Below are 25323 nucleotides of genomic sequence, written 5' to 3'. Positions count from 1 at the left end.
GCCGCCAAAGACACATGCCGCACTGCTGTTTGTTCACCGACACCGCCAGGTGCACGGCCGAGGTCACAAACCTTGACGGGCGGGATACGGCGGGCGCGCGCCACATGCGCGCCTTCCGTCCCTCGCCGGGCAACAACTAGGGGAGTATTTTTTCGTGTCTCACATGCGCAAGATCGTCGTCGCCGCCATCGCCGTTTCCCTGACCACGATCTCGATTACGGCCAGCGCTTCGGCCGACCCCTCCAAGGACTCGAAGGCCCAGGTCTCCGCCGCCGAGGCGGGCATCACCGGCACCTGGTACAACCAGCTCGGCTCGACCTTCATCGTGACCGCGGGCGCCGACGGCGCCCTCACCGGCACCTACGAGTCGGCCGTCGGCAACGCCGAGAGCCGCTACGTCCTGACCGGTCGTTACGACAGCACCCCGGCCACCGACGGCAGCGGCACCGCCCTCGGCTGGACGGTGGCCTGGAAGAATAACTACCGCAACGCCCACTCCGCGACCACGTGGAGCGGCCAGTACGTCGGCGGCACCGAGGCCCGGATCAACACCCAGTGGCTGCTGACCTCCGGCACCACCGAGGCCAACGCCTGGAAGTCCACCCTGGTCGGCCACGACACCTTCACCAAGGTGAAGCCGTCCGCCGCTTCCATCGACGCCGCGAAGAAGGCCGGCATCAACAACGGCAACCCGCTCGACGCCCCTCAGCAGTAGTCACGTCCGGGCACCGGCGGGTGCCGGGACGCCGGACCGCTCACGTGCGGGCCGTCCGCAGACCTGACTTCGGACGGCCCGCCGTCCGCGGCCCCGCCCCAGGGCGGCGTCCGCGCGAGACGCGGCTCACACAGATTCTTCCCCGGCCGGTATTCAGCGCGATCACCAAGGCTTGATACCTTCGAACGGGGGAAGGTGGAATTGACGTGATGTTGGCAATGCCCGTTGACAGTGTGGATCTTTTCGACCAGGGATATGCGCTCGACCCATATCCGGCGATGGCGGCACTCCGGGAAAACGAACCCGTGAAGTTCGACGAGAACACGGGACTTTGGCTGATCAGCCGATACGAGGACGTGCGGTCCATTCTGCTCGACCCGGAGAACTTCCTTCCGGACAATGCGATCGACGCGATCGGGCGATTCTCGGTACAGACGCTTCGCGTCCTCGCGAGAGTCAGGTTCGACCTCCCGCAAACACTTGCAAACAACAGCTCGGACAGCCACGCCGGCTATCGGCGCATCATGACCAAGCTGTTCAACGCCCAGGCCGTGAACGCCTCGATGCCGATGGTCGAGAAGGTCGTGGCGGAGGCGCTCGACGACGTCGAAGGGCGGCTGGCCGCCGACGGCACGTGCGACCTGGCGACGACCATCGCCCGGGACGTTCCCTTCCGGGTGATGCTGCGGCTGCTCGGTCTGGAATCGGCCATCGACGTGGACATCGACACCCTGGCCCGCTGGAGCGACGCCTCCCTGGAACTGTTCTGGGGGCGGCCGCGGGGCGAGCGGGAGGTGGCGCTGGCCCGCGAGGCCGCCGCCTTCTACTCCTGGCTCACCGACCTCGTCTCGCAGCCGGCGCCCGAGGCCGGCACGCTGCTCGGCGCGCTCGCCGAGCACCGGTTGCCGGACGGGGAACCGCTGGGCGTGACCCAGAAGGCGGCGGTGGTCTACTTCATGATCATCGCCGGTCAGATGACGACCACCCAGATGCTGAGCACCATGTACCGCAGGGCACTGCGGGAGCCCGGTCTGTGGCAGCAGTTCGCCGCCGAGCCGGCGACCGTGGCGCCCTGGACCGAGGAGGTGCTGCGCCGGGATCCGCCGATCACCACCTGGCGCAGGGTCACCGGCCGGCCGATGACCCTGTCCGGTGTGGAGCTCCCGGCCGGAGCGCCGCTGCTGCTGATGCTGTCGTCCACCGGCTCGGACACCGAGGTCTTCGAGAAGCCCGAACAGCTCTGCCCGTACCGGTCCAATGTGCGCAAGCACCTGTCGTTCGGCATCGGGCGGCACCGCTGTTCCGGTGCCGAACTGGCCCGGATGGAGGCCGATGTGGTGATGCGGATGACGGCCGCCCGCCTGCCGGACCTGCGGCTCTCGGACGGGACCTCGCCGCGGATGCTGGCCCTGCTCTCGTTCCGCGCCCCGTTGCAGGTACTGGTGGAGCGGGGCTGAGAAGCCGTACGGAGTCGGCCGCCGCGGCCATCGGCCGGTGCGCTTCACCGCACCTCCCGCATGCTGTGGCGGCCGTCCAGCAGAAGGCTCCGTACCCGCCCGTGGTCGATCTTCCCGCTGGAGGTGTGGGGCAGCTCGTCCGTCTCGAAGAGCCGCCGGGGGCACTTCTGCCGCGACACGTGGGCCGAGGCCCGCTCGCGCAGCTCCGCGAGACCGAGACGGGCCCCGCGCCGCCACCTGACCACCGCGCACACCAGATCGCCCCAGCGCTCGTCGGGCAGTCCGACGACCGCGGCCTCGGCGATCTCCTCCAGTCGCAGCAGGGCGGCGGTGACCTCCTCCGGGTACACATTGAGCCCGCCGCTGATCAGCATTCCCTGCTTCCTGCCGACGAGGTGCAGATAGCCGCGCTCGTCGACGCGCCCGATGTCCCCGACGGTGAACCAGCCGTCCGCATCGGGTGCTTCGACATGGTCGGCGGACAGGTACCGGGTGAAGAGCATGTCGCTGCGCACATGGACCTGGCCCGGCTCGTTCACACCGGCCGCCTCGCCCGAGGGCGTGCGCAGCGAGAGCTCCACACCGGCCACCGGTCTGCCGACCGACTCGCGCGGACCGTCGTCGTCGCCGTGGAGCACGGAGACGAGGCTGAGCTCCGTGGAGCCGTAGAACTCCACGGCGTCGGCGTTCGGGAAGAGGTCCGCGGCCGTCGCACGGCTGGCCGGGGACCATTTCGCGCCGACCGACAGCAGGGAGCGCACCGCGGGGAACCGCCGGCCCGGTTGCCGGCGCGCGTGTTCGAGCAGCGCCTGGAACATGGTCGGCACGAGGTAGAGCCGGGTGACGCCGTGGCGCTCGATGTGGTCGAGTGCGCGTCCCGCGTCGAAGGCCGGCATCAGGCGGACGGTCGCACCGACGTGCAGCCCGTGCACGAGCCCGAAGAGGAAGTGCGAATGCGCGAGCGAGCCGGGCAGCAGCACCGTGTCGCCGGCGCCGATGCCGAACTCGGCGGTGTAGCGGTCGAAGGTGCGCAGCCAGGAGCGGTGCGAGCGGACCACCCCCTTGGGGCGGCCGGTGCTCCCCGAGGTGAAGCCGACGTAGAACGGTGCGCCGTGCGGCACCTCGGCGAACTCCTGGCGGGCGTCGGCGTCGGCGTCGGGCTCCCGAGGCTCCTCGTGGTGCGGGCGCAGCCACGCTTCGAGGCCCCCTCCCGCCACTTCCACGAGGGCGTCCGGGGGCAGGAGTCGTGCGAGCGGCCCGTCGGCGCTCTCGCAGAACAGCCGGGCCGGGGGCGTGTCGGAGAGGACGGCGGCCAGTTCCGCGGCGCTCCACGCGGGGTCGAGGACCATCACCGGAATGCCGGCGACGGCGGCTCCCAGGAAGATCCGGGGGAACTCCTCACGGTTGCCCAGGAGCACGGCGACGCGTACTGCGGGTCCGGGAGCGGGGCCGAACTCGGCGCGCAGGGCCCGGGCGACGGCGAGCGCGCCGCGCCGCAGCGCGCCGTAGCTCCACCGCCGCCCGGCTGCGTCGCCGACGGCGAGGGCGGCCCGGTCGGGTGACTTCGTGGTGTGCGCCAGGAACCCACCGGCGATCGTCATGACGGTCTCCCTCACTCGGCCCGGGCCGTTCGTGGTGCCCCGGACTCCCGGGGCAACTGCTTCACCAGGGGCTGTGCTTGACCACCACGTCGATCGCCCGGTCGATCTCGGCCTCGGTCAGGTCGGCGCGGGAGGTGAGCCGGATACGGGAGAACCGGTCGGGCACCGACGGCGGGCGGAAGCACGCCACCTTGAGGCCGTCGTCCAGGCAGTCCTGCGCCCACTGCGCGGTCTGCGCCGCGGAGGGCCCGCGTACGGAGACCACCGCGGCCTGCGCCTCGGTCACCGGCAGTCCGGCGGCCGCCAGGCGTTCGGCGAGGGCGACCGCCACGGCGCGGGTCCGGGCCGGTCGGTCCGGCTCGGCGCGCAGGACCCGCAGCGCCGCCAGGGCTCCGGCGGCGGAGGCGGGGGCGAGCCCGGTGTCGAACAGGAAACTCCGCGCCATGTTCATGACGTGGTCGATCACTCGGCGGGGGCCGATCACCGCGCCGCCCTGGGCTCCCAGGGACTTGGACAGGGTGATGGTGGTGACCACGTCGGGGTGGCCGGCCAGCCCGGCGGCGGCCACCGCGCCCTCTCCCTTCGCGCCGATGACGCCGAACCCGTGGGCGTCGTCGACGAGCAGGCCCGCGCCGTGCCGCCGGCAGACCTCGAGGACGGCCCCGAGGTCCACCAGGTCGCCGTCGACCGAGAAGACCGACTCGGTCACCGCCACCGCGCGCTGCTGTTCCCGCGCGGCGAGCACCCGCTCCAGCGCCTGCGGATCGGCGTGCTCGACGTCGGCCACGTCCGCGCCCGACAGCCGGTAGCCGTCGATCAGGGAGGCGTGGTTGAACGCGTCGGAGGCGATGAGCGTGCCGGGGCGGGCCAGTACGGTCACCGCGCCGAGGTTGGCCAGGTAGCCGGAGGAGAAGACCAGTGCGGCCTCCGCTCCGCTGAACTCGGCGAGCTCACGCTCCAGTTCGGCGTGGACCTCGGTGGTTCCGGTCGCCAGCCGGGACCCGGTCGACCCCGCGCCCCAGGTCAGTGACGCGTCGGCCACCGCCCGGACCACGTCGGGGTGGCGGGTGAGGCCGAGGTAGTCGTTGCCGCCGAAGTCGATCACGTTCGGCCGGGGGCCGCGGACCTGGATCCGGCGGGTGAGACCCGCCCGGTCCCGGCGCCGGGTGCTGTCGTCGATCCACGCGAACACGTCGTGCGGATCGCTCTTTCGCTCTGCTGCCATCGCTTCGCTCCGAACCTATCCGGCGGGGCCGAGGACAAGGACGCCGTTGTGGCCGCCGAATCCGAAGGACTGGGTGAGGGCCGGCCCGGGCTGCCACGTGCGGCCCTCGCCGGTGACCACGTCCACGGCGAGCGCCGGGTCGACGGTGGTGAGGCCGACGGTCGGCGGGATCCTCCCGTGCCGCATGGACAGCAGCACTGCGACGGCCTCCAGCGCGCCGCCGGCGCCGAAGGCGTGGCCGGTGGCCCCCTTGGTGGAGGTCACCGGCGGGCACTCCTCGAACACCGACAGGATGGCGTTGGTCTCCGCCTCGTCGTTGCGCAGGGTGCCCGTGCCGTGGGCGTTGATCTGCCCTACGTCCTGCGGGCGCACGCCCGCGTCCTCGAGGGCGAGGCGGATGCACCGGGCGGCTTCGCCGCCGCCGGGGGCGGGCATGGTGATGTCGTGGGCGTCGGCCGTGCTGGCCGAGCCGAGGACCTCGCCGTACAGGGTGGCGCCGCGGGCCACCGCCGTGTCCCAGTCCTCCAGCACGAGCACCGCGGCGCCCTCGGCGATGGCGAAGCCGTCGCGATCCGTGTCGAAGGGGCGGGTGCGGCCGGTGGAGGACAGGGCCCGCATGTTGGTGAATCCGGCGACGATGGTGGGTGTGATGGCGGCCTCGGTGCCCCCGGCGAGCACCCGGTCACAGGTGCCGTCGGCGATCATCCGGGCGGCGTGCCCGATGGCGTGGGTGGCCGCGGCGCACGCGGTCTCCAGGCTCTCGCACGGGCCCCGCCAGCCCTGGCGCATGGCCACCGTCGCGGCGGCGGCGTTGGCCATCATCATGGGCACGAGGAAGGGGGAGACCCGGCGCCCGCCGCGCTCGTGGTGGATGACGCTCTGCCGTTCGAATGTGCTGACGCCGGCCAGGGCCGTGGCGACGACGACCCCGCTGCGTTCGGCGTCGACCTCGGTGAGGCCCGCGTCGCGGTGGGCCATGTCGGCGGCCGCGACGGCGAACTGGGTGAACCGGTCGGTGTGCCGGGCCTCGCGGACCTCCATCCAGGGCGACGGATCCCAGTCCGCCAGTTCCCGGTGGCCGTCCGGCGGTGTCCGGAAGAGGCCTTCCCAGAAGGCTTCCGCCCCCGTGCCGCAGGCGCTCACGACACCGATGCCGGTGACGGCGACGCGACGTCCCCCGTTGTCCTTGCCGTTCATCACGCGACCAGCGAAAGGATCAGTCGGTGCAGGTCGTCGACGGTCCGGATCTCCTCCACGGACTCGTCGGGTACCGAGATGCCGAACTCTTCCTCGATGGCCATGACCAGCTCCACCTGGATGAGACTGCTGGCGCCGAGATCCTCGGTCAGGCTCGCGTCCGGGGTCACGGACTCGGGCTTGACCTGCAGGACGTCCACCGTGCAGGTGGTGAGGCGGTCGAAAACGTCGTCGTTAGCCACGGGTGGCCAACCTCCCCCAAAATAAGATGAATTATCTGTGGTTGTTGCTTCCCCGGCTTCCGGGCGGCCGTGTCGGCGCCCGGAGCCGGAAGTCTTGGAGATCACACCGGGTCACACCTCGCGTGCGGGCTCCGGCAGCGGGCCGACGGGCACGTGTCCCGCCCGGCCCTTGCGGGCCGCGGACGTTCTCGGCAGGACGACCAGTGCCAGGGCGATCAGCTCCAGGCACGCGCCCGCCCATGCCAGGGCGGCCGGCGAGAGCCGGTCGAGCACGGCGCCGCCGACGGCGCCGCCCAGGGCCACGCCGAGGTACGAGGCGGAACTGTTGACGGAGATGGCCACGCTCGGCGCCGTCGGCGCCAGGTCGAGCACGCGGTGGATGGCGGTGGGCGGTTCGGCCCAGTAGAGCGTGCCCCAGAGGACGGTCACGGCGAGGAACACCAGCCCCACGACCGTCGATCCGGAGGCGAACCAGCTCGCGAGCACGGCCAGCAGCACCATCGACACCACGACGCCCGACACCGCACCGGTGAAGGTGCGTTCCGCGCCGATGCGGTCGCTGAGCCGGCCGCCGACGGCATTGCCGAAGGCGCCCGCCACACCGAACACCAGGAGGACGATGCTCACCTGCGCGTCGTCCATGCCCGTCGTGGCCCGGGTGAAGGCGGCCAGATAGGTGAAGACGGTGAAACAGCCCGCCACCGCGAACAGGTTGGCCAGGACGGACAGCAGCACCGGACGCTGTGCGCCGATCCGCAACCGGTCCCGCATGCTGATCACCGGCGGCTGGGGCACGGCGGGCAGCACCAGGAACAGCCCGATGAACACGGGCACGGCGAGCACCACGACCAGCGCCAACGTGAGCCGCCAGCTGCCGAGTTGCCCGACCAGCGTACCTCCGGGCACCCCGAGCGCGGTGGCCACGGTGAGCCCGCCGATGATCAGGGAGACCGCCCGGCCGCGGTACCGCTCCCCCGCGAGAGCGGTCGCGGTGGCCGCTGCCGTGTTCATGTAGAGCGCGGCGCTGATCCCGGCCAGGATCCGGGCAGCCATCAGCACCCCGTAGGTGGGGGCGACGGCGCCCAGCACGTTGGCGAGCAGGAAGGCCAGCATCGAGCCGCGCAGCATGACCCGCCGGGACAGGCCGGCGGTCAGGGTCATCAGGACCGGGGCACTGATCGCGTAACTCAGGGCGAAGGCCGTGACGAGCTGTCCGGCCACCGGTTCGGACACGTCCAGTTCCCCGGCGATACGCGGAAGAATCCCACTGATGACAAAACCGTCGGTGCCGACGGCAAAGGAGCCGATGGCGAGAAGCGCCAGAATCACCTTGTGGGGCATGACGCCTCCCGGGGACCCTGCGCGGGATCACGCATGTCAGGATCGTGAATTTTTCCAGCTCCCCTTTCAGGTCGAGCCGGTCTCGTGAACCGACTTTACGAACGGGGTTGTTCGGATCAACGTACCAGCAATCAAGTCACGACAATAACGGCATTAACGTGAGGGCGATCACCCCGATCAGTGGCCGAAAAGCGCTGTTCTGCCGACGACTTGATCAGGAAGGGAAGTCGATTTCAAGTCAATCCCCACTCCCCAAGAGTAGATGTGGCTTGAATGAATCGGGCCGGTCGTTATATTCGGACCGCTTGTCGGCGCCCGATTCCGGCGAAGCGCCGCCAAGAGGACGAACCGTCAGGAGGATTCGGATCCCATGTCTTCAGCCATGCCGCCGCCCCTGGACCCCGAGCAACTCGTCGCCCTCGACCGGGCCCACGTATGGCACCCCTACGCCCCCATGCCGGGGCGCACCGACCCGGTGGTCGTCGAGTCCGCCTCGGGCGTCCGGCTGCGGCTGGCGCGGCCCGCCGAGGGCTCCGACGAACTCATCGACGGCATGTCCTCGTGGTGGGCGGCCGTCCACGGCTACGGACACCCGGTCCTGGACGAGGCCGTGCGCGACCAGCTCGGCAGGATGAGCCACGTGATGTTCGGCGGCATCACCCACGAGCCCGCCGTACGGCTGGCCGCGAAGCTCGTCGAGATCACCCCCGACCCGCTGCGGCACGTCTTCCTGTCCGACTCCGGATCGGTCTCGGTCGAGGTCGCGGTCAAGATGTGCCTGCAGTACTGGCGCTCCCTCGGCCGCCCCGCGAAGCGCCGGCTGCTGACCTGGCGGGGCGGCTACCACGGCGACACCTTCCAGACGATGGCCGTGTGCGACCCGGACGGCGGGATGCACAGCGCCTGGGCGGGCCTGCTGCCGGACCAGGTGTTCGCGGACCGCCCGCCGGCCGGCTTCGACGCCGGCGTGGACCAGGAGTACGCCGCCCACCTGGCCGAACTCTTCGAACGGCACGCGCACGAGCTGGCCGCCGTGATCGTGGAGCCCGTGGTGCAGGGCACGGGCGGAATGCGCTTCCACTCCCCCGGCTACCTGCGGCTGCTGCGCGAGCTCGCCGACGCCCACGACGTGCTGCTGATCTTCGACGAGGTGGCGACCGGTTTCGGCCGCACCGGTGAGCTGTTCGCCGCCGACCACGCCGGCGTCACCCCCGACGTGATGTGTCTGGGCAAGTCCCTGACCGGCGGATACCTGTCCATGGCCGCCACGCTCTGCACCCCGCGGATCGCCGAGGGCATCTCGCGCGGCGAGCTTCCCGTCCTCGCGCACGGACCGACCTTCATGGGCAACCCGCTGGCCGCCGCGGTGGCGGTCGCCTCGATCGAGCTGCTGATCCGGGACGACTGGCGCACCCAGGTCAAGCGGATCGAGGCGGAGCTGCGGACGAACCTGGAGCCGGCCCGGGCGCTGCCGGGCGTGGTCGACGTACGGGTGCTCGGCGCCATCGGCGTGGTCCAGCTCGACCACGACGTGGACGTGACCGCGGCCTCCCGGGCCGCGATGCGCGCGGGAGTGTGGCTGCGCCCCTACCGCGACATGGTCTACACCATGCCCCCGTTCATCACCGGTGACAAGGATCTGGCCCGGATCGCGGAGGGTGTCCTGGCAGCCGTGGAGGCGGGCTGATGCGCCCTCAGTACTGAATGCAGCATTCCGTTCTGATGCTCCGCCAACTGACTCGAGTAACAACTCACCGCGTTCCCGCAGGTGGCAAGTGGGTTGGGTCACACGGGGATGCATATTCGGCCCGGCATGGCTAGCATCGAACGTTGGAACGACCTTCTCGGACCGGCGCACCGGCCACACGAGCACAACGTGCGCCCTGAATGATCCGAGCTGTGACAGACATTACGGGGGCTAGAAAATGTCAGTTTCATCCGCATAGCCATGCGCATCCGCCCGGGCATGCCGACGTGCGCTCAATTCAGCGCCATCGATTCACATCACCGATGAATCACCACCGATAGAAAAGTCGGTCAGCCGGATCACTGTGCCCAAAAGGCCGTTCCGGCCATCAAGGAGCTCGACCACATCGTGATAGACCTGCGGATCCTTCTCGTAGACAACTATGACTCCTACACGTGGAACCTCTTCCAGCTGATATGGAAGGTGGCAGGCGTGCCTCCCGTCGTCGTTCGCAACGACGAGGCGACGGCGGACGAACTGCTCGGACAGGACTTCACCCACGTCGTGATCTCCCCGGGCCCGGGCACCGCGGCCAGGGACGAGGACTTCGGGCTCTGCCGGGACCTCCTGGAACAGGCGACCGTGCCCGTCCTCGGCGTCTGTCTCGGACACCAGGGCCTGGCGCTGGCCTTCGGGGGCGACGTCCGGCACGCGCCGGAGATCGTCCACGGGCAGACCAGTGCGATCACCCACACCGGAACCGGTGTCTTCGCCGGTGTACCGCAGGGCTTCCGGGCCGTGCGCTACCACTCCCTCACCGTCACCGAGCCGCTGCCCGCGGACCTCGTCGCGACGGCCTGGTCCGAGGGCGGGCTGCTGATGGGCCTCCAGCACCGCGAACGGCCCCTGTACGGGGTGCAGTTCCACCCCGAGTCGGTGGACAGCGAGTACGGCGAGGAGATCATCGCCAATTTCCTCGGCGTCACGCCCACGCTCCGCTGGAGCGAACTCGACGTCGAACTCGACACCGAGGGCCTGTTCCTGCGCGCCTTCGCGGAGAGCCCGTACAGCTTCTGGCTCGACAGCTCGCGCACGGCGTACGGGATGGGCCGCTACAGCTACCTCGGCGCCTGCGCCGGGGACGGCCTGGAGGTGCTCCGCGCCTACGCGGGCGCCGGCATCGTCGAACGCGAGACCCACGAGGCCATGGAACGCCTCTCCGGCACGGTCTTCGAGCACCTGCGGGCGGGGCTCGCGACCACCCCCGTGGCGGCCGGCGCCTCGCCCGTTCCGTTCGCGGGCGGCTACCTCGGCTACCTCGGCTACGGCATCAAGGGGAGCGTCGGCATCGGCCGACCCGGCAGCGGTGAGCGGCCGGACGCGGAGCTGCTGCGGGTCGACCGCTTCGTCGCCTACGACCACGAGGCCGGCCGGCGCTACCTGATCACGGTGGGGCTCTGCGCCGAGGAGCACGACGCCTGGTGCGAGGAGGTCCGCGCGCTCGCGCGGCGCCCCCTGGTGCCGCGGCCCCGGCGGGAGACCGCACCGGCCGTGCTGGAGCCCGGCGTCGACCGGGAGACGTACCTCGAGCACTTCGACACCGTGCAGCAGTGGCTGCGGGACGGCGACTCGTACGAGGCCTGCTACACGTACCAGATCAGCGGTACCAGCGAGGCCGACCCGCTGGAGACCTACCTGCGGCTGCGGGCGACCAATCCGGCGCCCTATGCCGCGTACGTGCGCCTCGGCGAGCGCTCGCTGCTGAGCTCCTCGCCGGAGCGCTTCATCACGGTGGCGGGCAGCGGCGAGGTCGAGGCCAAGCCGATCAAGGGCACCGCTCCGCGGCACGCCGACCCGGTGGCCGACGAGGCCGCCCGCGCCGCCCTGGAGACGGACCGCAAGATCCGCAGCGAGAACCTGATGATCGCGGACCTGCTCCGCAACGACCTCGGCCAGGTCTGCGACACGGGCACGGTGCACGTGCCCAAGCTGATGGCGGCCGAGTCGTACGCCACCGTGCACCAGCTCGTCACCACGGTGCGCGGGCGGCTGCGCGCCGACCGCGGCGCGGTCGACTGCGTGGAGGCGCTCTTCCCCGGCGGCTCGATGACCGGCGCGCCGAAGAAGCGCACGGTGGAGCTGCTGGACGAACTGGAGCCGCAGGAGCGCGGGGTGTACTCCGGCAGCCTCGGGTTCTTCGGCTTCGACGGGGCGGCGGACCAGTCCATCGTCATCCGCACCATCGTCTGGGAGGGCAACCGCGTGCGCATCGGCGTGGGCGGGGCGCTCATCGTCCTCTCCGACGGCGAGGAGGAGTTCCAGGAGACACGGCTCAAGGCCCGCGCGCTGCTGCGGGTCCTGGGCGTCGACGAGCTCCACGAGGCCACATCGGGAACGGCTGCGAGGTACCAGGGATGAGCACGCTCGAATTCGAGACCGGTCCGGCGAAGCCGGAGGAGGCACAGGCCGTCGCCGAGGCGGTCACCACCCTCCTGCGGGAGCTGCGCCAGGACGACACCCACACGATCCCCGGGCTGGACGGAGCCGTGGACGCGGCCATCGCCGGCCGGGACGGCTCCGGGGTGCTGGTCGCACGGGACGGACAGGGCCGCGTGGTCGGCGTACTGGGGTACACGACCCAGACCGCCCTGCGGCTCGCCGCGCCGTACCGGCACGTCCAGGAGCTGTGGGTGGAGCCGGCGCTGCGTTCCCGCGGCGTCGCCGCCCTGCTGCTGGAGGCCCTCGACGGGCTGTGCGCCGCCGACGGGGTCCGGCGGGTCGAAGTCTGCCTGCCCGGCGAGCAGTTCCCCTCCTTCCCGCGGACCCGGGCGTTCTACGAGCGCTCCGGTTTCCGCGTCATCGGCCCGCGCGTGATCAAGGATCTGTCATGACGCTGCATGTGGTGATACCCGAGGAGTCCGCGGCGCTGCCGTTCACGGTCGAGCCGTCCGGTGCCCAGGTGGCCAGCAAGGAGATCCCCGAGCGGATCCACCACATCCTGGCCGGTCTGCTCGACGGGGGCGCGGTCGCCGCCGCGCTCGGCGAGGACAGCCTGGCCCGCGCCGAGCGGCTGGTGGGCGCCGTGCACGACAAGGAGCTGCTCGACCACCTGCGCCACGGGGTGCCCGAGGGCGCCGAGTCGGTGCTCGACAGCGCGTTCTCGGCCCCCGGCCTGGAGCAGGAGACACCGGTCACCCGCGGGGTGTGGCCGGCGGCGCTGGGGGCAGCGGCCGCGGCGGTCCGGGCGGCCGAGCTGACGGCCCGCGACGGGGAGAACAGCTACGCCCTGGTGCGGCCCCCGGGCCACCACGCGGGCCCCGGCTGGTACGGCGGCTACTGCTTCGTCAACAACGCCGTCGTCGCCGCCCGGACCCTGCAGGAGGAGGGAGTGGCCCGGGTCGGCATCCTCGACGTCGACTACCACCTGGGCAACGGCACCCTCGCCCTCGTCCAGGGCGATCCCACCCTGCCGTTCGCCTCGGTGCACTCCAGCGACCCGAAGGACTTCCCGTACACCTTCGAACCGGGGCCGGGTCTCTTCGGCATCCGGTCCGACCCGGCCCAGGAGGACTTCCTGGCGCTCGTCGCCGACGCCCTGGCGCACCTGCGCCGTGAGGGGGCCGCGGCACTGGTGGTCTCGGTCGGCTACGACGTGCTCGCGGGCGACCCGCACGGCTCCTGGACCCTCGCACCGGAGGTGTTCGGGCCCGTCGCCGCGCTCATCGCCGAGCAGCGGCTGCCCACCGTCTTCGTCCAGGAGGGCGGATACGGAATCCCGTCCCTGCGCGGCGCCGCGCGCGCCCTGGCCCTGGAGGCCTCGTGACGAACCCTACTCCCGAAAGCCTGCTCCAGCCGTTCCGGGAGCGGCTGGAGGCACTGGACCAGCAGCTGGCCGAACTGGTGGCGGCGCGCCTGGCGATCTGCTGCGAGGTGGCCGAGGTCAAGCGGGCCAACGGCATTCCGATGATGCAGCCGAACCGGGTCGCCGCGGTCCGCGAGGCGTACGCGGCCCGCGGCGAACGGCTGGACCTGTCACCCGATTTCATGCGCTCACTGGCGACCCTGCTCATCGACGAGGCGTGCCGCCTGGAGGACGAGATCATCGACGCTCCCGCGGCCGCCGGCGCGGAGGCACTGCGATGACCCTGACCTTCACCACCCTCGGTCCCGAGGGAAGCTGCCACGAGAACGCCCTCCAGCACTACTTCGGGTTCCAGGGCATCGAGAACGACGCGAAGATCGACCTCACCATCGACCTGCACGAGGGCCTCGAGCGGGTGCGCCGCGGCGAGTCCGACTACCTCGTGCAGTGCAGCGCGCACCCCGAGGTGCACCTGCTCACCGAGCGATACTTCAGCGAGGTCCACGTGGTGGACACCTTCGTCTACCCCACCAAGGAACTGGTGCTGCTCAGCCGCGCCGACGTGGAGCGGCCGAGGTCGCTGGGCCTGGTCCCGGCGACCGCCGGCTACGTGGACGTGTCGCAGTGGGAGGAGGTCGTCCCCGTGGCGTCCAAGCCCGTCGTGGGCGCCGAGCTGCTGGCCGGGGTCTACGAGTCCGGCCTGACGCACCTGGAGTACCTGGAGAAGTCGAACGGCGCGCTGCGCCTCGACCGCTACATCGGCGCGGTGACCACCACCTGGGTCGTCTACGGACGCCGTCCCAGGTTCTCGGGCGAAGTGATCGGCACCAAGTGCCGCGAGTACCTGTTGGGAGAGGGCGCATGAGCGGGACCGAATCCCCGGCGCGGAAGATCCGCGTCTGTGACACCACGCTCCGCGACGGTGAGCAGACCTGCGGAGTGGCCTTCCAGGTCGAGGAGAAGGTGAAGATCGCCCGTCTCCTCGACGACATGGGCGTCGACGTCATCGACGCCGGCTTCCCGGCCTCCTCGCAGGCCGACCAGGACGCCGTGCGCGGCATGGCCGAGCTGGGCCTGAACGCCCGTGTGGTGGCGTTCTGCCGGCCGAACCGCGCCGAGATCGATCTCGCCAGGGCGTGCGGCGCCGACTCCATCTACACCTTCGTGCCGACGTCCGACGTGCACATGCGGGTGAAGTTCGGCGGTACGGACAGCGCGGTGCGCGACCGGCTGAAGCGGGAGATGGCCGACGGCATCGCCTACGCCAAGGGCCTCGGCATGTACGTCGGCTGCGGCTCCGAGGACGCCACCCGGACCTCGTACGACTACCTGGAGGAGGTCCTCGTACTGGCCCAGGAGAGCGGGGCGGACCTGGTCGGCGTGGCGGACACGGTCGGCTCCACGACCCCCGACGCGTTCCGGGCGCTCATCCAGCGGCTGCGCTCGCAGATCCACGTGACGCTCTCGCTGCACTGCCACAACGACTTCGGGCTGGCCACGGCCAATACGGTCGCGGGCATCCTGGGCGGCGCGGACGAGGTGCAGTGCACCATCAACGGGCTCGGCGAGCGGGCGGGCAATGCCTCCCTGGAGGAGGTGACGGTGGCCCTCACCCAGCTGTACGGGTTCGAGACCAATGTCGACCTGTCGCGGCTGAGGCCCATGTCGGAGCTGATCGCCGGCCTGTCGGGCATCGAGGTCAGCCCGATGAAGCCGATCGTCGGCGGGAACGCCTTCTCGCACGAGTCGGGGCTGCACGTGTCCTCGGTGATGAAGGACTCCACCGCCTACGAGCCCCTGCGGCCCGAACTGGTGGGCCACACGCGGCGGATCGTCATGGGCAAGCACTCCGGCAAGGGGATCATCGCCCACGTCCTGGACGCCCACGGGCTCGCGTACGACGACGAGGTCCTCGGCGCGGTGCTCCGCGAGGTCAAGGAGGTCTCGGTGCTGTCGAAGTCCAGCGTCACCGAGGCGCAGGTCGTGGAGATCCACCGCAAGCGAACGGCCCTGGTGGTATGAGCACGGAGCAGGCACAGGCACAGGCACAGGAACAGGCATCGGATCGGGACTCCTCCGCCTGGTTCGAGGACCAGGCGTTCTGGAACGACTTCTATCCGCACCTCTTCTCCCCGGAGCGTGCCGCGCAGGCGGTGCGCATCGTGGAAGGGTCCCCGCTGTTCCGCTTCCCGGCCGGTTCGCGCGTGCTCGACCTGTGCTGCGGGCCGGGCCTGTTCACCGTGCCGCTGGCCCGCGCGGGCCACGCGGTCACCGGGGTGGACCTCAGCGCCCCGCTGCTCTCGCGCGCCCGGACGCACTGCCGGGAGGCCGGCGTCGAGGCCCGGTTCGTGGAGGCGGAGATGCTCGGCTTCGCCGAGCCGGGGGCGTTCGACGCCGTCGTCAACATGTTCACGTCGTTCGGGTACTACGACCGGCACGAGGACAACGTGCAGGTGCTGCGCAACACCCACGCCAGCCTCGCGCCGGGCGGGACCCTGCTGATCGACGTCGTCGGCAAGGAGATCCTCGCGAGGCTGGACGAGCGCGTGTCCCTCTCCGAGCGGGACGGGAAGGTGCTCGTGCAGCGCGACACGGTGCTCGACGACTGGACCCGGCTGCGCAGCGACTGGTACTCGATCGAGGGTTCGCGCGCGGCGACCGGTTCGATGACGCTGTTCCTCTACAGCGCCGGCGAGCTGCGGGACATGCTGGGGGCCGCCGGTTTCACCGACGTGCGGTTCCACGGGGACTACGACGGCGGGCCCTACGACCACCGGGCCGAGCGCCTGATCGCGGTCGCCACGAAGGGCGTGGACGTCCGTGGGAACTGAGGTCGTCGTCGTACGGTCGGCGGCGGATGTGGGCCGCGAGGAGTGGGACGCGCTGGTCCCCCCGGCGCAGGTGTACCTCTCCCACGACTGGCTGAGCGCGGTCGAGGAGTGCTTCGGCTTCGAGCTGGTCCTGTTCCTGCTGCGGGACGGGGAGCGGACCGTGGCCGCGGTGCAGGGTCTGCTGGTCCGGGACCCGGACGCCTTCCCGTACCACGATCCGACGGGTGCGCTCTTCGGCGAGTACGAGATCGACCACCTCACGCAGGCCCTGGGCCGCGACCGGTCGCCGCAGGAGTCCGCCGAGGCGGCGGCCCTGCTCGCCGCCGTCGTGCGCACGGAGGCCGGCCACACGCGGGCGTCCGGCTATCCGGCGCTCGTGATGACCAGTCCCTACGGGTACGCGAGCGGGGTGCTCACGCTGCCGGGCATCGACCGGCGGGCCGCAATCGGCGAACTGCTGAGCGGGGTCGAGGCGTTCTGCCGGGACGAGGCGGTCCCCTCGCAGTCCTTCCTGTGGGAGTCCGGCGCGGACGAGGACCTGCACCGCGCCCTCGCCGACCACGGCTACCTGGAGTTCCTCTCCGACCTGGAGTACGACCTCGACACCGGGCCCAGCACCTCCCTGGAGGAGTACCTGGGCACCTTGGAACGCAAGCGCCGCAATGTCGCCCGGGCCGAGATCCGCAAGTTCGCCGAGGGCGGGATGCGGGTCGAGCGGATCACGGACCCGGACCCGGCGGTGCTCGCCCGCTGCGCCGAACTCTCCGAGGGCCAGCAGAAGAAGTACGGGCTGCCGGTCGACCGGGCGGCGATGGAGCGGCTGTTCACCGCGCTCGTCGCCGCGCCGCGACTGGGTCCCGCGCTGTACGTGGTGCGCCGCGAGGAGACGGAGGGAGCCGACTTCGGCGGCTTCCTGCTGTGCCTCGAGGCGGGCGGCGTCCTGCACCCCAAGTTCCTCGGTTTCGACGACGCCGCCGTCGGGGCCACCTACTCCTACTTCAACCTCGTCTTCTACCACCTCGTCGAACTGGCTGTCGGCGGAGACGCACACCGCATCGCCTACGGCATGGGTTCGGCGGACGCGAAGCGGCTGCGCGGCTGCCGTCCGGCGGCGGTGCGCGGCTGGATCCGGTTCTCCTCACCTGCGGCGCAGCGGCGGATCGAGCCGTACGTCGCCGTCTTCGACTGCCTCAAGAAACAGCTTCTCGGCAACCAGGATGGACGCGTTCTGCGATGACACTCGTACGCCAGCTCTTCGAGCACAAACTCGGCCGTCCCGTCAGCACCGGCGAGGTCGTGGACCTGCCGTTCGACCTGTGCTGGGGCAGCGAGATGACCGTCAAGTGGGCCCTGGACATCCTGCGGGACTCCGGCTTCAGCGACGAGTACATCGCCGCCGGCCTCGCCGCACAGCGGGAGCGGACGGCTTTCGTCTTCGACCACGTCGTCCCCACCCACACCGCTTCGATGGCCTCGATCCTCGTCGAGCTGCGCCGGTTCGCCCGGGAGCACGGCATCAAGGTCTTCGACGTCGGCTACGACGGCGGCATCCAGCACAAGATCCTCATCGAGCAGGGGCTGATCCGCCCCGGCGACGTGGCGGTCGGCGCCGATTCGCACAGCTGCACCGCGGGCGCGATCGGCTCCCTCGCCACCGGCATCGGCTCCACCGACCTGGCCATGGCGCTGGTCCGGGGCAGCGTCTGGATGCGGGTGCCCGAGGCGACCCTGGTCCGCTTCCGCGGGAGCCTGCGCCCGCACGTGCAGGGCAAGGACGTGGCACTGTACCTGTGCGGCCTGATCGGGGTGCACGGCGCGGTCTACCGCAGCCTGGAGTTCGGCGGCCCCGGCCTCGCCTCCCTGGCGATCACCGACCGGCTGTCGCTGAGCAACATGGCGGTGGAGATGGGTGCCAAGTACGGCCTGTTCCCCACGGACGGGGTGCTCGCCGACTACCTGGGCGACGAGGTCGCCTACCCGACCTTCGCCATCGACGAGGACGACGCCGAGTACGTCGACGTGATCGACGTCGACCTGGGCCTGATCGAGCCCACCGTCGCGCTGCCGTTCTCCCCCGACAACGCCGTCGGCACGCACCAGTTGCAGCACCTGCTGCGCCACTGGGACGAGTACGAGGGCCGTGCGGACCTGATGACCGGGGTGGCGCCGCTGGCCCGGCGGGCCGACGCGAACGGCGAGATCCCGGTCGACCAGGTCTTCATCGGCTCCTGCACCAACGGGCATCTGGAGGACCTGCGGGTCGTCGCGGACGTCCTGCGGGGCAAGCGCGTCAAGGAGGGGGTGCGGACCATCGTCATCCCGGCCTCCCAGAAGGCCTACCGGGCGGCGATGAAGGAGGGCCTCATCGACGTGCTGCTGGAGGCCGGCTGCTACGTGGAGTCCTCCAGCTGCGGGCCCTGCATCGGCATCAAGTCCGGTGTGCTCGGCAAGGGCGAGGTCGCGATCTTCACCTCCAACCGCAACTTCCGCGGCCGCTGCGGCGACGTGGACGCCAGTGTCGTCCTGGCCAGTCCCGCCATCGCGGCGCGGGCGGCGCTGACCGGCATGCTCGCCCCCATCGGCGACCGCGGCGACTACTACGCCGACGAGGCAGCGGTGCGCGCCGGTATCGAGGAGCTGTTCGCGCTCCACGCGGCGCGCGAGGGACGGGCGCCCCTGGCCGACTCGGCGGACGATGCGCCCAAGGCGGCGCCGGACCCGGCCGCGGCGGCCGGCACCGGAAGCCTGGCCTGGGTCTTCGGCGACCACATCAACACCGATGTGATCCTGCCGGGCGTCTTCTGCCAGATACCCGACCCGGCCGAGTACAAGAAGCACATCATGGCCCACGCGGGCAACCAGCCGTTCCTGGACCACTACGCGGCCGCCGGGCACGACCTGAGCGGCTCGGTGATCGTCGGCGGGATGAACTTCGGCTGCGGCTCCTCCCGGGAGAACGCCCCCATGGGCATCAAGGCCTCGGGCGCGCCCTTCGTCGTCGCGCACAGCTTCGCGCGGATCTTCTTCCGCAACGCCCTCAACATCGGCCTGCGGCTGGTCGAGGTCGGGGACTTCGCGTACGAGATCCGGGAGGGCGACCGGCTGGTCGTCGACGACGAGCGCGGCGAACTGGTCAACGTGACCCGGGGCACCTCCGCACCGATCACCCCGCCCTCCGCGTTCGAGCGCGAGCTGCTGACCGCGGGCGGCCTCGTGGCGTACGCCGGGGAGCAGGTCCGGGCGGAGGCGTCGGCCGGATGAGTACCCTCGCGGTCATCCCCGGAGACGGCATCGGCCCCGAGGTCATGGCCGAGGTGCTGAAGGTGCACGCCGTGGTCGAGGACGTCTTCGGTACGGGGCTGAAGACCGAGGTACTGCCCTACAGCGCCGACTGGTTCCTCGAGCACGGGGACGTGGAGATCGACATCCCCGCGATCGGCAGGGCCTACGGCGCGGTGCTGCTCGGCGCGCTCGGCGACCCGCGCGTACCGGACAACCGGCACGCGATCCGGATCATCGGCGGGCTGCGCCAACAGCTCGAACTGAGCGTGAACCTGCGCCCGGTCCGGCTGCGCACCCTGGCCCACTGCCCCCTCAAGCACGTGCGCGAGGTCGGGGACGTGGACCTGGTCGTGGTGCGGGAGAACACGGAGGACGTGTACGTGGGGGCCGGCGGCACGGTCCGCGGCGGCCGTCCCGGCCATGTCGCCATGGAGGTCGGGGTGCACACCCGGTGGGCCGTGGACCGGGCCCTCACGGCCGCCTTCGAGCTCGCCCGCTCCCGCCCGCGCCACCGGCTCACCCTGGTGGACAAGAGCAACGCGATGCCGAGCGCCGGCCCGCTGTGGCAGGGCCGCTTCCGTGCCCTCGCCGCGTCCTACCCGGACGTGGAGTGCGACCACCTGTACGTCGACGCCGCGGCCATGGAGCTGATCCGCAATCCGGCCCGGTTCGACGTGGTGGTGGCGAGCAACCTCTTCGGGGACATCCTCAGCGACGAGGCCTCCATGCTCGCGGGCGGGCTCGGGGTCGCGCCGTCGGCGAGCTACGACCCCCAGGACACCTCGTTCTTCGGCGTCTTCGAGGCGGTGCACGGCAGCGCGCCGGACATCGCCGGCACGGGCCGGGCCAATCCGCTGGCCTCGGTGATGAGTTACTCCCTGATGCTGGACCGGATGGGGCTGCGCGCGGCGCACCGCGCCGTGGAAGGCGCCGTCGACGAGGTACTGCGCGGGGACCTGCTGACACCCGATCTGGGCGGCACCGCACGCACCGACGAGGTGGGCGATCTGATTTGCCGGGCGATCGCCCGGCACGACAAGGACCGATGATGAACGAACCAGCGAAGCTCATGTGGTGGCAGGGCGGCATCGTCCCCGCCGGCGACACCGCGCTGACCCTCGCCAACCACAGCCTCCACTACGGACTCTGTGTCTTCGAGGGCATCTCCGCCTTCCCCTCCGGGGACGAGGGCCACCACATCTTCCGGCTCCAGGAGCACATGACCCGGTTCGCCGAGTCCTGCCGCCTGGTGGGGACCTCGCTCGCGCAGTCCCCCGCCGAGCTCGCCGCCGCCTGTCACGAGACGCTGACCGCCAACGGGCTGCGCCGGGCCTACCTGCGTCCCCTCGCCTTCCTCGGCGACGGGGTGCTCGGCCTGGCCGCGCCCGGCGCGCAGGCCCAGGTGGCGGTCCTGGCCTTCGACGTCTCGGGCTTCGACGCGGTGATCCGCGCGCAGCAGCCCCGGCTGGCCCTGTCCGAGGTGGCCCGGCTGAGCCCGCACGCCTTCCCGACCAAGGCGAAGGTGTCGGCCGGCTACCTCAATTCCAGGATCGCCTGGCTGGACGCCCAGCAGCGCGGCTGCGACGACGCGCTGATGCTGGACGACACCGGAGCGGTCGCCGAGTGCACCGTGCAGAACGTCTTCGGGGTGCGCGGCCGCACCCTGCTGGTGCCCGACTCGCCCGCCGCACTGGACGGGATCACCCTGGCCTCGGTCATCGAGCTGGCCGGCGACCTCGGGTACGCGGTGGACCGCGGCCCGCTGGCCCCGGCGGACCTGCTGGCCTGCGACGCGCTGTGCGTGGCGAGCACCGCCGGTGGCGTGCGCCCCGTACGGAGCGTGGACGCGGCCGTGTTCGACACGGACAACCCGGTGGTGGCGGAGCTCGTACGGACCTACCGGCAGGCCGAGCTGGGGCTGCTGCCCGGCTACGCGAAGTGGGTGTCGGCGGGATGAGCGGGGCCCTCGTCGTCGATCTGTACGACACCCTCCCCGGGGAGGTGCGCGCACGGATCGACGCGCTCGGCCGGGAGCACTGGCGCCGGGCGCACACAGGGGTGCCGCGTCTCGCGGACTCCTGGTGCCCCACCCGGCCCCTGATGCTGGGCGCCGAGGCGTACGAGCTGGTCGGCGCGGTGGCGGACCGCGCGGCGGGCCTGGTGCTCGACGCCTGCCTGCGCCGGGTGACCACGGCCGGTGGGCTGCTGGCCGCCCTCTCCATGCCGCGGGAGCAGTTCCCTCTGCTGGATCCGGCGGAGCCGCTGGGCCCGCACCTGCTGACATCCCTCCGCGCCGACGTGATGGTCGAGCGCGGCGTGCCCAAGGTCGTCGAGCTCAACATCGACGGGGCGATCGGCGGGGCCATCGAGGCCGACCTGATCGCCGCACAGTTCCAGGAGGTGTACGCCGATCCGGCCGGGGCCGGTGCGCAGGTGCCCGTGGGCCCGCTGCGGACCCCGCCGTCCGCGGTCGACGCGTTCTTCACCGAGCTGGTCTCCTTCCTCGGTCTGGCCGACGGCAGCACGCTCGCGGTCCCCGTCTTCCGCGAGGACGGCCTCGACTACCTGGCCGACCTGGACGACTTCATCTCCTTCCTCGCCCCCATGGGCGAGCGGGGCAAGGCGCACGGCATCACCGTCGTCGGGTACCCGCTCGACCGGCTGGCCCTCGACGACCGGCAGCGGCTGCGCGCCGGCGAGCAGGTCGTGCACGGGGTGTTCCGGCTCTTCCTGCCCGTCGAGCAGGCGGGCCCGGGGCTCGACGCCCTGGGCGGGGCCCTGCGGGCGGGCACGGCTCGGATGTACACCCCGGAGGCGACCAGCCCCGTCAGCGACAAGCGGCTGCTGGCCTGGCTCTGGGAGGACCTGGACCTGCTGGACCCGGCCGACCGGGACTTCGTACGCCGCCACGTGCCGCACACCACGATGGCGACGGCCGATGCCCTCGGCGGGGACCGGACCTCCCTGGTGCTCAAGCCCGGGGACGGGTACGGGGGCGCCGGGGTGACCATGGGCCGCTCGGTGACCGAGGAGGAATGGCGGGAGCTGGTGCTGCGGGCCGCCGGATCGGGCGACCACATCCTCCAGCGGGTGGTGGAAGCCGACCTCGTCGCCCTGGAGTTCGCGCACGACACCACCGGTGAGATCCGCAGCGCCGCCGTGCCCTGCGTGCTGGGACCGATGATGTACGGCCGGGCGCTGTCGGGCATCTACGTCCGGCACGCCACGCCCAAGCCCGGTGAACTCATCAACACGCATCAGGGCGCTGCCTCCAACAGCGTGCTGATCGTGGAGAGTCCGACGGTCCGGCAGTGAGCGTCGACGGCACCCGGGCACCCACGCTGCGCGACCCGCTGCGGCACCGGAACTTCCGCTGCCTGGCGGGCGGCCGCATGGCCACGTACTTCGCCAACGCCATGGCCCCGATCGTGCTCTCCTTCGCGGTGCTCGACCTGACGGGCTCGCTGATCGACCTGGGGATCGTCGTCGGGGCGCGGTCGGTGGCCAATGTGGCGCTGCTGCTGTTCGGCGGCGTGATCGCGGACCGGCTGCCGCGCCGGCTGGTGCTCCAGGGGTCGAGCGTGGCCGCCGGGCTCGCCCAGGCGGTGATCGCGGCGAGCGTGCTGCTGGGCTTCGCGTCGATCCCGGTCCTGGTCGTCATCAGCGTCATCAACGGGATGGTGTCGGCGGTCTCGCTGCCCGCGGCCGCCGCCCTCGTACCGCAGACCGTGCCGTCCGACATGATCCGGCCCGCCAACGCGCTGGTCCGGATGGCCGTGAACGCGGGCATGGTGCTCGGTGCCTCGACCGGCGGGATCGTCGTCGGCTTCGCGGGACCGGGCTGGGGCATCGCCGTCAACGCGGCGGTCTTCCTGCTGGCGGGGCTGAGCTTCGCCGGACTGCGGGTGGCGAAGGCGCCGGCGGCGGCGGGCGGACCGGCCCGGCCGCTGGCCGAACTGCGGGAGGGCTGGTCGGAGTTCACCTCCCGTTCCTGGGTGTGGGTCGTGGTGCTCCAGTTCCTGGTCATCAACGCGGTGGTCGCCGGCGGACTGCAGGTCCTCGGGCCCACCCTCGCCGACCAGTCCTTCGGCCGGACCACCTGGGGGCTGCTGCTCGCCGCACAGACGGCGGGCGCGTTCGCGGGCGGCATCATCGCGGCCCGCACCCAGCCCCGGCACGCCCTGCGGATCGGGGCGGCCGTCGGCGCGTTCGAGGCGGTGCCGCTGCTCGCCCTCGCGACCACCTCGCACACGGCGCTGCTGCTGGTCGCGATGTTCATCAACGGTGTGGCGCTCGAACAACTCGCGGTCGCCTGGGACGTGTCCCTCCAGGAGAACATTCCTCCCGAGCGACTCGCCCGCGTGTACTCCTACGACGCGCTCGGCTCGTTCGTGGCCATCCCGATCGGCGAGGTGGCGGCCGGCCCGATCGCGCTCCACGTGGGCATCGACACCACGCTGGTGGCCGGTGCCGTACTGGTCGTCACGGCCACCGGCCTCGCGCTGTGCAGCGCCGGCGTGCGCGGCCTGACCGTCAGACCCTCCGCACCTCGGCTGCCGGCCGGGGACGCGGCCGCATGACCACCATCGCACCGACAGCGGGAACAGCACCGCACACAGGGGGATCACCATGCCGCACGGCATATCTCTGATCGACAAACCGGGCTGGTACGCGGGGGAACCGTACCCGGCCGACGCACTGGAGCACATCGCCGCGCTGCCGGCGGCCCAGCAGCCCGACTGGGCCGAGCACCCCGAACTCGGCCCGGTCGTCGGGGAGCTGCGCACAGCCCCGGGACTGGTCGGCCCCCGCGACATCAGCCGCTTCGGCCTCCTGATCGCCGAGGCCGCGCAGGGGAACGTGAGCATCCTGCAGGCCGGGGACTGCGCCGAGGACCCGGCCGACAGTACGCCCGAGGCGGTGGGCGCCAAGGTCCGCATGCTCGATGTCCTCGCCTCGGCGCTGTCGGAGATCACCGGGCGGCCGACGGTCCGGGTGGGCCGCATGGCCGGCCAGTACGCCAAGCCGCGCTCCCGGCCTACGGAGCGCCACGGGGACCGTGAACTGCCGGTGTTCCGCGGCCACATGGTGAACCGGCCGGAGCCGGACGCGGCGGCCCGCGCCCACGACCCGCGCCGGCTCGTGGACTGCTACCGGGCCGCGCACGCGGTGTTCGAGAGCCTGCGCACGGACACCGGATGGGACTTCCGGAACACCTGGACCAGCCACGAGGCGCTCGTCCTGGACTACGAGCTCCCGCTGATCCGGGGCGACGGGCCGGGCCGGGCGTTCCTGACGTCCACGCACTGGCCCTGGCTCGGCGAGCGCACCCGCTCCGCCGGCGGGGCCCATGTGCGCCTGCTCTCCGTGGTGGAGAACCCGGTGGCCTGCAAGGTCGGGCCGACGACGACCCCCGCCGAACTGCTCGAACTGTGCAGGCTGCTCGACCCGGAGCGCCGGCCCGGCCGGCTCACCCTGATCGCCCGCCAGGGCGCCGGCCGGGTACGGCAGAACCTCCCCGCCCTCGTCGGGGCCGTACGCCGGGCCGGGCATCCGGTGGTCTGGATGTGCGACCCGATGCACGGGAACACCGTGACCGCCCCGGACGGCCGCAAGACCCGCCTCGTCGAGGAGATGGTCCAGGAAATCGAGGGCTTCCTGGACGCGGTGGAGTCGGGCCGCGGCACCGCCGGGGGGCTCCACCTGGAGGCCACCCCCGACCGGGTGCTGGAGTGCGTCCTCGACGCCGAGGGCATGTCCGGGCTCGCCGGCCGGAGCAGACCGCTGTGCGACCCCCGGCTGAATGTGGAACAGGCGCTCGACGTGGTCTCCGCCTGGCGCGCCTGACCACCGCCGCCCCACCTGCATCGGCCGACCCTTTCA

The 25323-nt window shown here is 71.6% G+C and carries 22 protein-coding genes; 17 read left to right on the top strand and 5 right to left on the bottom strand.

The genetic code is table 11. The features are described from left to right. Positions 1 to 163 precede the first annotated feature (163 nt). Positions 164 to 715 carry a streptavidin gene (locus tag B6R96_RS30260; RefSeq protein WP_081524180.1) on the top strand — a complete coding sequence of 184 codons (552 nt, stop codon included), beginning with the start codon at positions 164 to 166 and terminating at the stop codon, positions 713 to 715. A 524-nt stretch (positions 716 to 1239) separates the two neighbouring features. After that, complete coding sequence (locus B6R96_RS30255; RefSeq protein ID WP_237291551.1) at positions 1240 to 2172, top strand: cytochrome P450; 933 nt, start codon at positions 1240 to 1242, stop codon at positions 2170 to 2172. Positions 2173 to 2216: 44 nt separating this feature from the next. Here B6R96_RS30255 and B6R96_RS30250 read toward each other — a convergent pair whose 3' ends face one another. The 5 genes from B6R96_RS30250 to B6R96_RS30230 form a co-directional block, all read right to left on the bottom strand. After that, positions 2217 to 3773 carry an AMP-binding protein gene (locus B6R96_RS30250; protein ID WP_081524178.1) on the bottom strand — a complete coding sequence of 519 codons (1557 nt, stop codon included), beginning with the start codon at positions 3771 to 3773 and terminating at the stop codon, positions 2217 to 2219. Between the two features lie 61 nt (positions 3774 to 3834). Then, entirely contained in the window at positions 3835 to 4998 is a 1164-nt protein-coding gene (locus B6R96_RS30245) for an 8-amino-7-oxononanoate synthase (RefSeq protein WP_081524177.1), read from the bottom strand. Between the two features lie 15 nt (positions 4999 to 5013). Next, entirely contained in the window at positions 5014 to 6195 is a 1182-nt protein-coding gene (locus B6R96_RS30240) for a beta-ketoacyl-[acyl-carrier-protein] synthase family protein (protein WP_081524176.1), read from the bottom strand. Further along, positions 6195 to 6437, bottom strand: coding sequence for an acyl carrier protein (acpP, locus tag B6R96_RS30235; protein ID WP_030388248.1), 243 nt, complete (start codon positions 6435 to 6437; stop codon positions 6195 to 6197). The genes B6R96_RS30240 and acpP overlap by 1 nt, the downstream gene beginning before the upstream one ends. Positions 6438 to 6548: 111 nt before the next feature. Next, a complete protein-coding gene (locus B6R96_RS30230; RefSeq protein ID WP_053704792.1) occupies positions 6549 to 7778 on the bottom strand; it encodes an MFS transporter in 1230 nt (409 codons plus the stop codon). 382 nt (positions 7779 to 8160) lie between these two features. Between B6R96_RS30230 and B6R96_RS30225 the strand changes: the two genes are divergently transcribed. From B6R96_RS30225 to B6R96_RS30155, 15 genes are all read left to right on the top strand, one after another. Next, complete coding sequence (locus B6R96_RS30225) at positions 8161 to 9465, top strand: adenosylmethionine--8-amino-7-oxononanoate transaminase (protein WP_053704793.1); 1305 nt, start codon at positions 8161 to 8163, stop codon at positions 9463 to 9465. Between the two features lie 408 nt (positions 9466 to 9873). Then, on the top strand, positions 9874 to 11883 hold the full coding sequence (gene pabB / locus B6R96_RS30220) for an aminodeoxychorismate synthase component I (RefSeq protein WP_237291550.1): 2010 nt from the start codon (positions 9874 to 9876) through the stop codon (positions 11881 to 11883). After that, positions 11880 to 12356: a GNAT family N-acetyltransferase gene (locus B6R96_RS30215; RefSeq protein WP_081524175.1), complete on the top strand. Its 477-nt coding sequence runs from the start codon at positions 11880 to 11882 to the stop codon at positions 12354 to 12356. Before pabB ends, B6R96_RS30215 begins: the two co-directional genes overlap by 4 nt. Beyond that, on the top strand, positions 12353 to 13288 hold the full coding sequence (locus B6R96_RS30210; RefSeq protein WP_081524174.1) for a hypothetical protein: 936 nt from the start codon (positions 12353 to 12355) through the stop codon (positions 13286 to 13288). Before B6R96_RS30215 ends, B6R96_RS30210 begins: the two co-directional genes overlap by 4 nt. Beyond that, positions 13285 to 13608 carry a chorismate mutase gene (locus B6R96_RS30205; RefSeq protein ID WP_030388242.1) on the top strand — a complete coding sequence of 108 codons (324 nt, stop codon included), beginning with the start codon at positions 13285 to 13287 and terminating at the stop codon, positions 13606 to 13608. The genes B6R96_RS30210 and B6R96_RS30205 overlap by 4 nt, the downstream gene beginning before the upstream one ends. Then, positions 13605 to 14192: a hypothetical protein gene (locus tag B6R96_RS30200; RefSeq protein ID WP_030388241.1), complete on the top strand. Its 588-nt coding sequence runs from the start codon at positions 13605 to 13607 to the stop codon at positions 14190 to 14192. The genes B6R96_RS30205 and B6R96_RS30200 overlap by 4 nt, the downstream gene beginning before the upstream one ends. Continuing rightward, complete coding sequence (locus B6R96_RS30195; RefSeq protein ID WP_081524172.1) at positions 14189 to 15349, top strand: LeuA family protein; 1161 nt, start codon at positions 14189 to 14191, stop codon at positions 15347 to 15349. Before B6R96_RS30200 ends, B6R96_RS30195 begins: the two co-directional genes overlap by 4 nt. Continuing rightward, the gene (locus B6R96_RS30190) at positions 15346 to 16158 is read left to right on the top strand and encodes a class I SAM-dependent methyltransferase (RefSeq protein ID WP_081524171.1); all 813 of its coding nucleotides are present in this window, start codon (positions 15346 to 15348) and stop codon (positions 16156 to 16158) included. The genes B6R96_RS30195 and B6R96_RS30190 overlap by 4 nt, the downstream gene beginning before the upstream one ends. Further along, the gene (locus tag B6R96_RS30185) at positions 16148 to 17395 is read left to right on the top strand and encodes a GNAT family N-acetyltransferase (RefSeq protein ID WP_081524170.1); all 1248 of its coding nucleotides are present in this window, start codon (positions 16148 to 16150) and stop codon (positions 17393 to 17395) included. The genes B6R96_RS30190 and B6R96_RS30185 overlap by 11 nt, the downstream gene beginning before the upstream one ends. Then, the gene (locus B6R96_RS30180) at positions 17392 to 19419 is read left to right on the top strand and encodes a LeuD/DmdB family oxidoreductase small subunit (protein ID WP_081524169.1); all 2028 of its coding nucleotides are present in this window, start codon (positions 17392 to 17394) and stop codon (positions 19417 to 19419) included. Before B6R96_RS30185 ends, B6R96_RS30180 begins: the two co-directional genes overlap by 4 nt. Continuing rightward, positions 19416 to 20489 (top strand): isocitrate/isopropylmalate dehydrogenase family protein, encoded by a 1074-nt coding sequence (locus B6R96_RS30175; protein WP_081524168.1) that lies wholly within the window; start codon positions 19416 to 19418, stop codon positions 20487 to 20489. The genes B6R96_RS30180 and B6R96_RS30175 overlap by 4 nt, the downstream gene beginning before the upstream one ends. Then, on the top strand, positions 20486 to 21397 hold the full coding sequence (locus B6R96_RS30170; protein ID WP_078626530.1) for an aminotransferase class IV: 912 nt from the start codon (positions 20486 to 20488) through the stop codon (positions 21395 to 21397). The genes B6R96_RS30175 and B6R96_RS30170 overlap by 4 nt, the downstream gene beginning before the upstream one ends. Beyond that, entirely contained in the window at positions 21394 to 22755 is a 1362-nt protein-coding gene (locus B6R96_RS30165; RefSeq protein WP_159396381.1) for a hypothetical protein, read from the top strand. The genes B6R96_RS30170 and B6R96_RS30165 overlap by 4 nt, the downstream gene beginning before the upstream one ends. Then, entirely contained in the window at positions 22752 to 24020 is a 1269-nt protein-coding gene (locus B6R96_RS30160; protein ID WP_237291549.1) for an MFS transporter, read from the top strand. Before B6R96_RS30165 ends, B6R96_RS30160 begins: the two co-directional genes overlap by 4 nt. 49 nt (positions 24021 to 24069) lie before the next feature. Continuing rightward, the gene (locus B6R96_RS30155; protein ID WP_081524166.1) at positions 24070 to 25287 is read left to right on the top strand and encodes a 3-deoxy-7-phosphoheptulonate synthase; all 1218 of its coding nucleotides are present in this window, start codon (positions 24070 to 24072) and stop codon (positions 25285 to 25287) included. Positions 25288 to 25323: the final 36 nt, after the last annotated feature.

The organism is Streptomyces sp. Sge12, assembly GCF_002080455.1.
Taxonomy (GTDB): Bacteria; Actinomycetota; Actinomycetes; order Streptomycetales; family Streptomycetaceae; genus Streptomyces.
Note: the sequence above shows the minus strand (reverse complement) of the source record. Positions and strands in the feature narration are given on the sequence as shown.

Excerpts from the sequence above, each read along its gene's own strand:
- B6R96_RS30175 (WP_081524168.1), top strand. The coding sequence starts at position 19,416 with ATGAGTACCCTCGCGGTCATCCCCGGAGACGGCATCGGCCCCGAGGTC.
- B6R96_RS30195 (WP_081524172.1), top strand. The coding sequence starts at position 14,189 with ATGAGCGGGACCGAATCCCCGGCGCGGAAGATCCGCGTCTGTGACACC.
- B6R96_RS30230 (WP_053704792.1), bottom strand. The coding sequence starts at position 7,778 with ATGCCCCACAAGGTGATTCTGGCGCTTCTCGCCATCGGCTCCTTTGCC.
- B6R96_RS30260 (WP_081524180.1), top strand. The coding sequence starts at position 164 with ATGCGCAAGATCGTCGTCGCCGCCATCGCCGTTTCCCTGACCACGATC.
- B6R96_RS30215 (WP_081524175.1), top strand. The coding sequence starts at position 11,880 with ATGAGCACGCTCGAATTCGAGACCGGTCCGGCGAAGCCGGAGGAGGCA.
- B6R96_RS30250 (WP_081524178.1), bottom strand. The coding sequence starts at position 3,773 with ATGACGATCGCCGGTGGGTTCCTGGCGCACACCACGAAGTCACCCGAC.
- B6R96_RS30200 (WP_030388241.1), top strand. The coding sequence starts at position 13,605 with ATGACCCTGACCTTCACCACCCTCGGTCCCGAGGGAAGCTGCCACGAG.
- B6R96_RS30225 (WP_053704793.1), top strand. The coding sequence starts at position 8,161 with ATGCCGCCGCCCCTGGACCCCGAGCAACTCGTCGCCCTCGACCGGGCC.
- B6R96_RS30245 (WP_081524177.1), bottom strand. The coding sequence starts at position 4,998 with ATGGCAGCAGAGCGAAAGAGCGATCCGCACGACGTGTTCGCGTGGATC.
- B6R96_RS30240 (WP_081524176.1), bottom strand. The coding sequence starts at position 6,195 with ATGAACGGCAAGGACAACGGGGGACGTCGCGTCGCCGTCACCGGCATC.
- B6R96_RS30190 (WP_081524171.1), top strand. The coding sequence starts at position 15,346 with ATGAGCACGGAGCAGGCACAGGCACAGGCACAGGAACAGGCATCGGAT.
- B6R96_RS30180 (WP_081524169.1), top strand. The coding sequence starts at position 17,392 with ATGACACTCGTACGCCAGCTCTTCGAGCACAAACTCGGCCGTCCCGTC.
- B6R96_RS30155 (WP_081524166.1), top strand. The coding sequence starts at position 24,070 with ATGCCGCACGGCATATCTCTGATCGACAAACCGGGCTGGTACGCGGGG.
- B6R96_RS30210 (WP_081524174.1), top strand. The coding sequence starts at position 12,353 with ATGACGCTGCATGTGGTGATACCCGAGGAGTCCGCGGCGCTGCCGTTC.
- B6R96_RS30255 (WP_237291551.1), top strand. The coding sequence starts at position 1,240 with ATGACCAAGCTGTTCAACGCCCAGGCCGTGAACGCCTCGATGCCGATG.
- B6R96_RS30170 (WP_078626530.1), top strand. The coding sequence starts at position 20,486 with ATGATGAACGAACCAGCGAAGCTCATGTGGTGGCAGGGCGGCATCGTC.
- B6R96_RS30165 (WP_159396381.1), top strand. The coding sequence starts at position 21,394 with ATGAGCGGGGCCCTCGTCGTCGATCTGTACGACACCCTCCCCGGGGAG.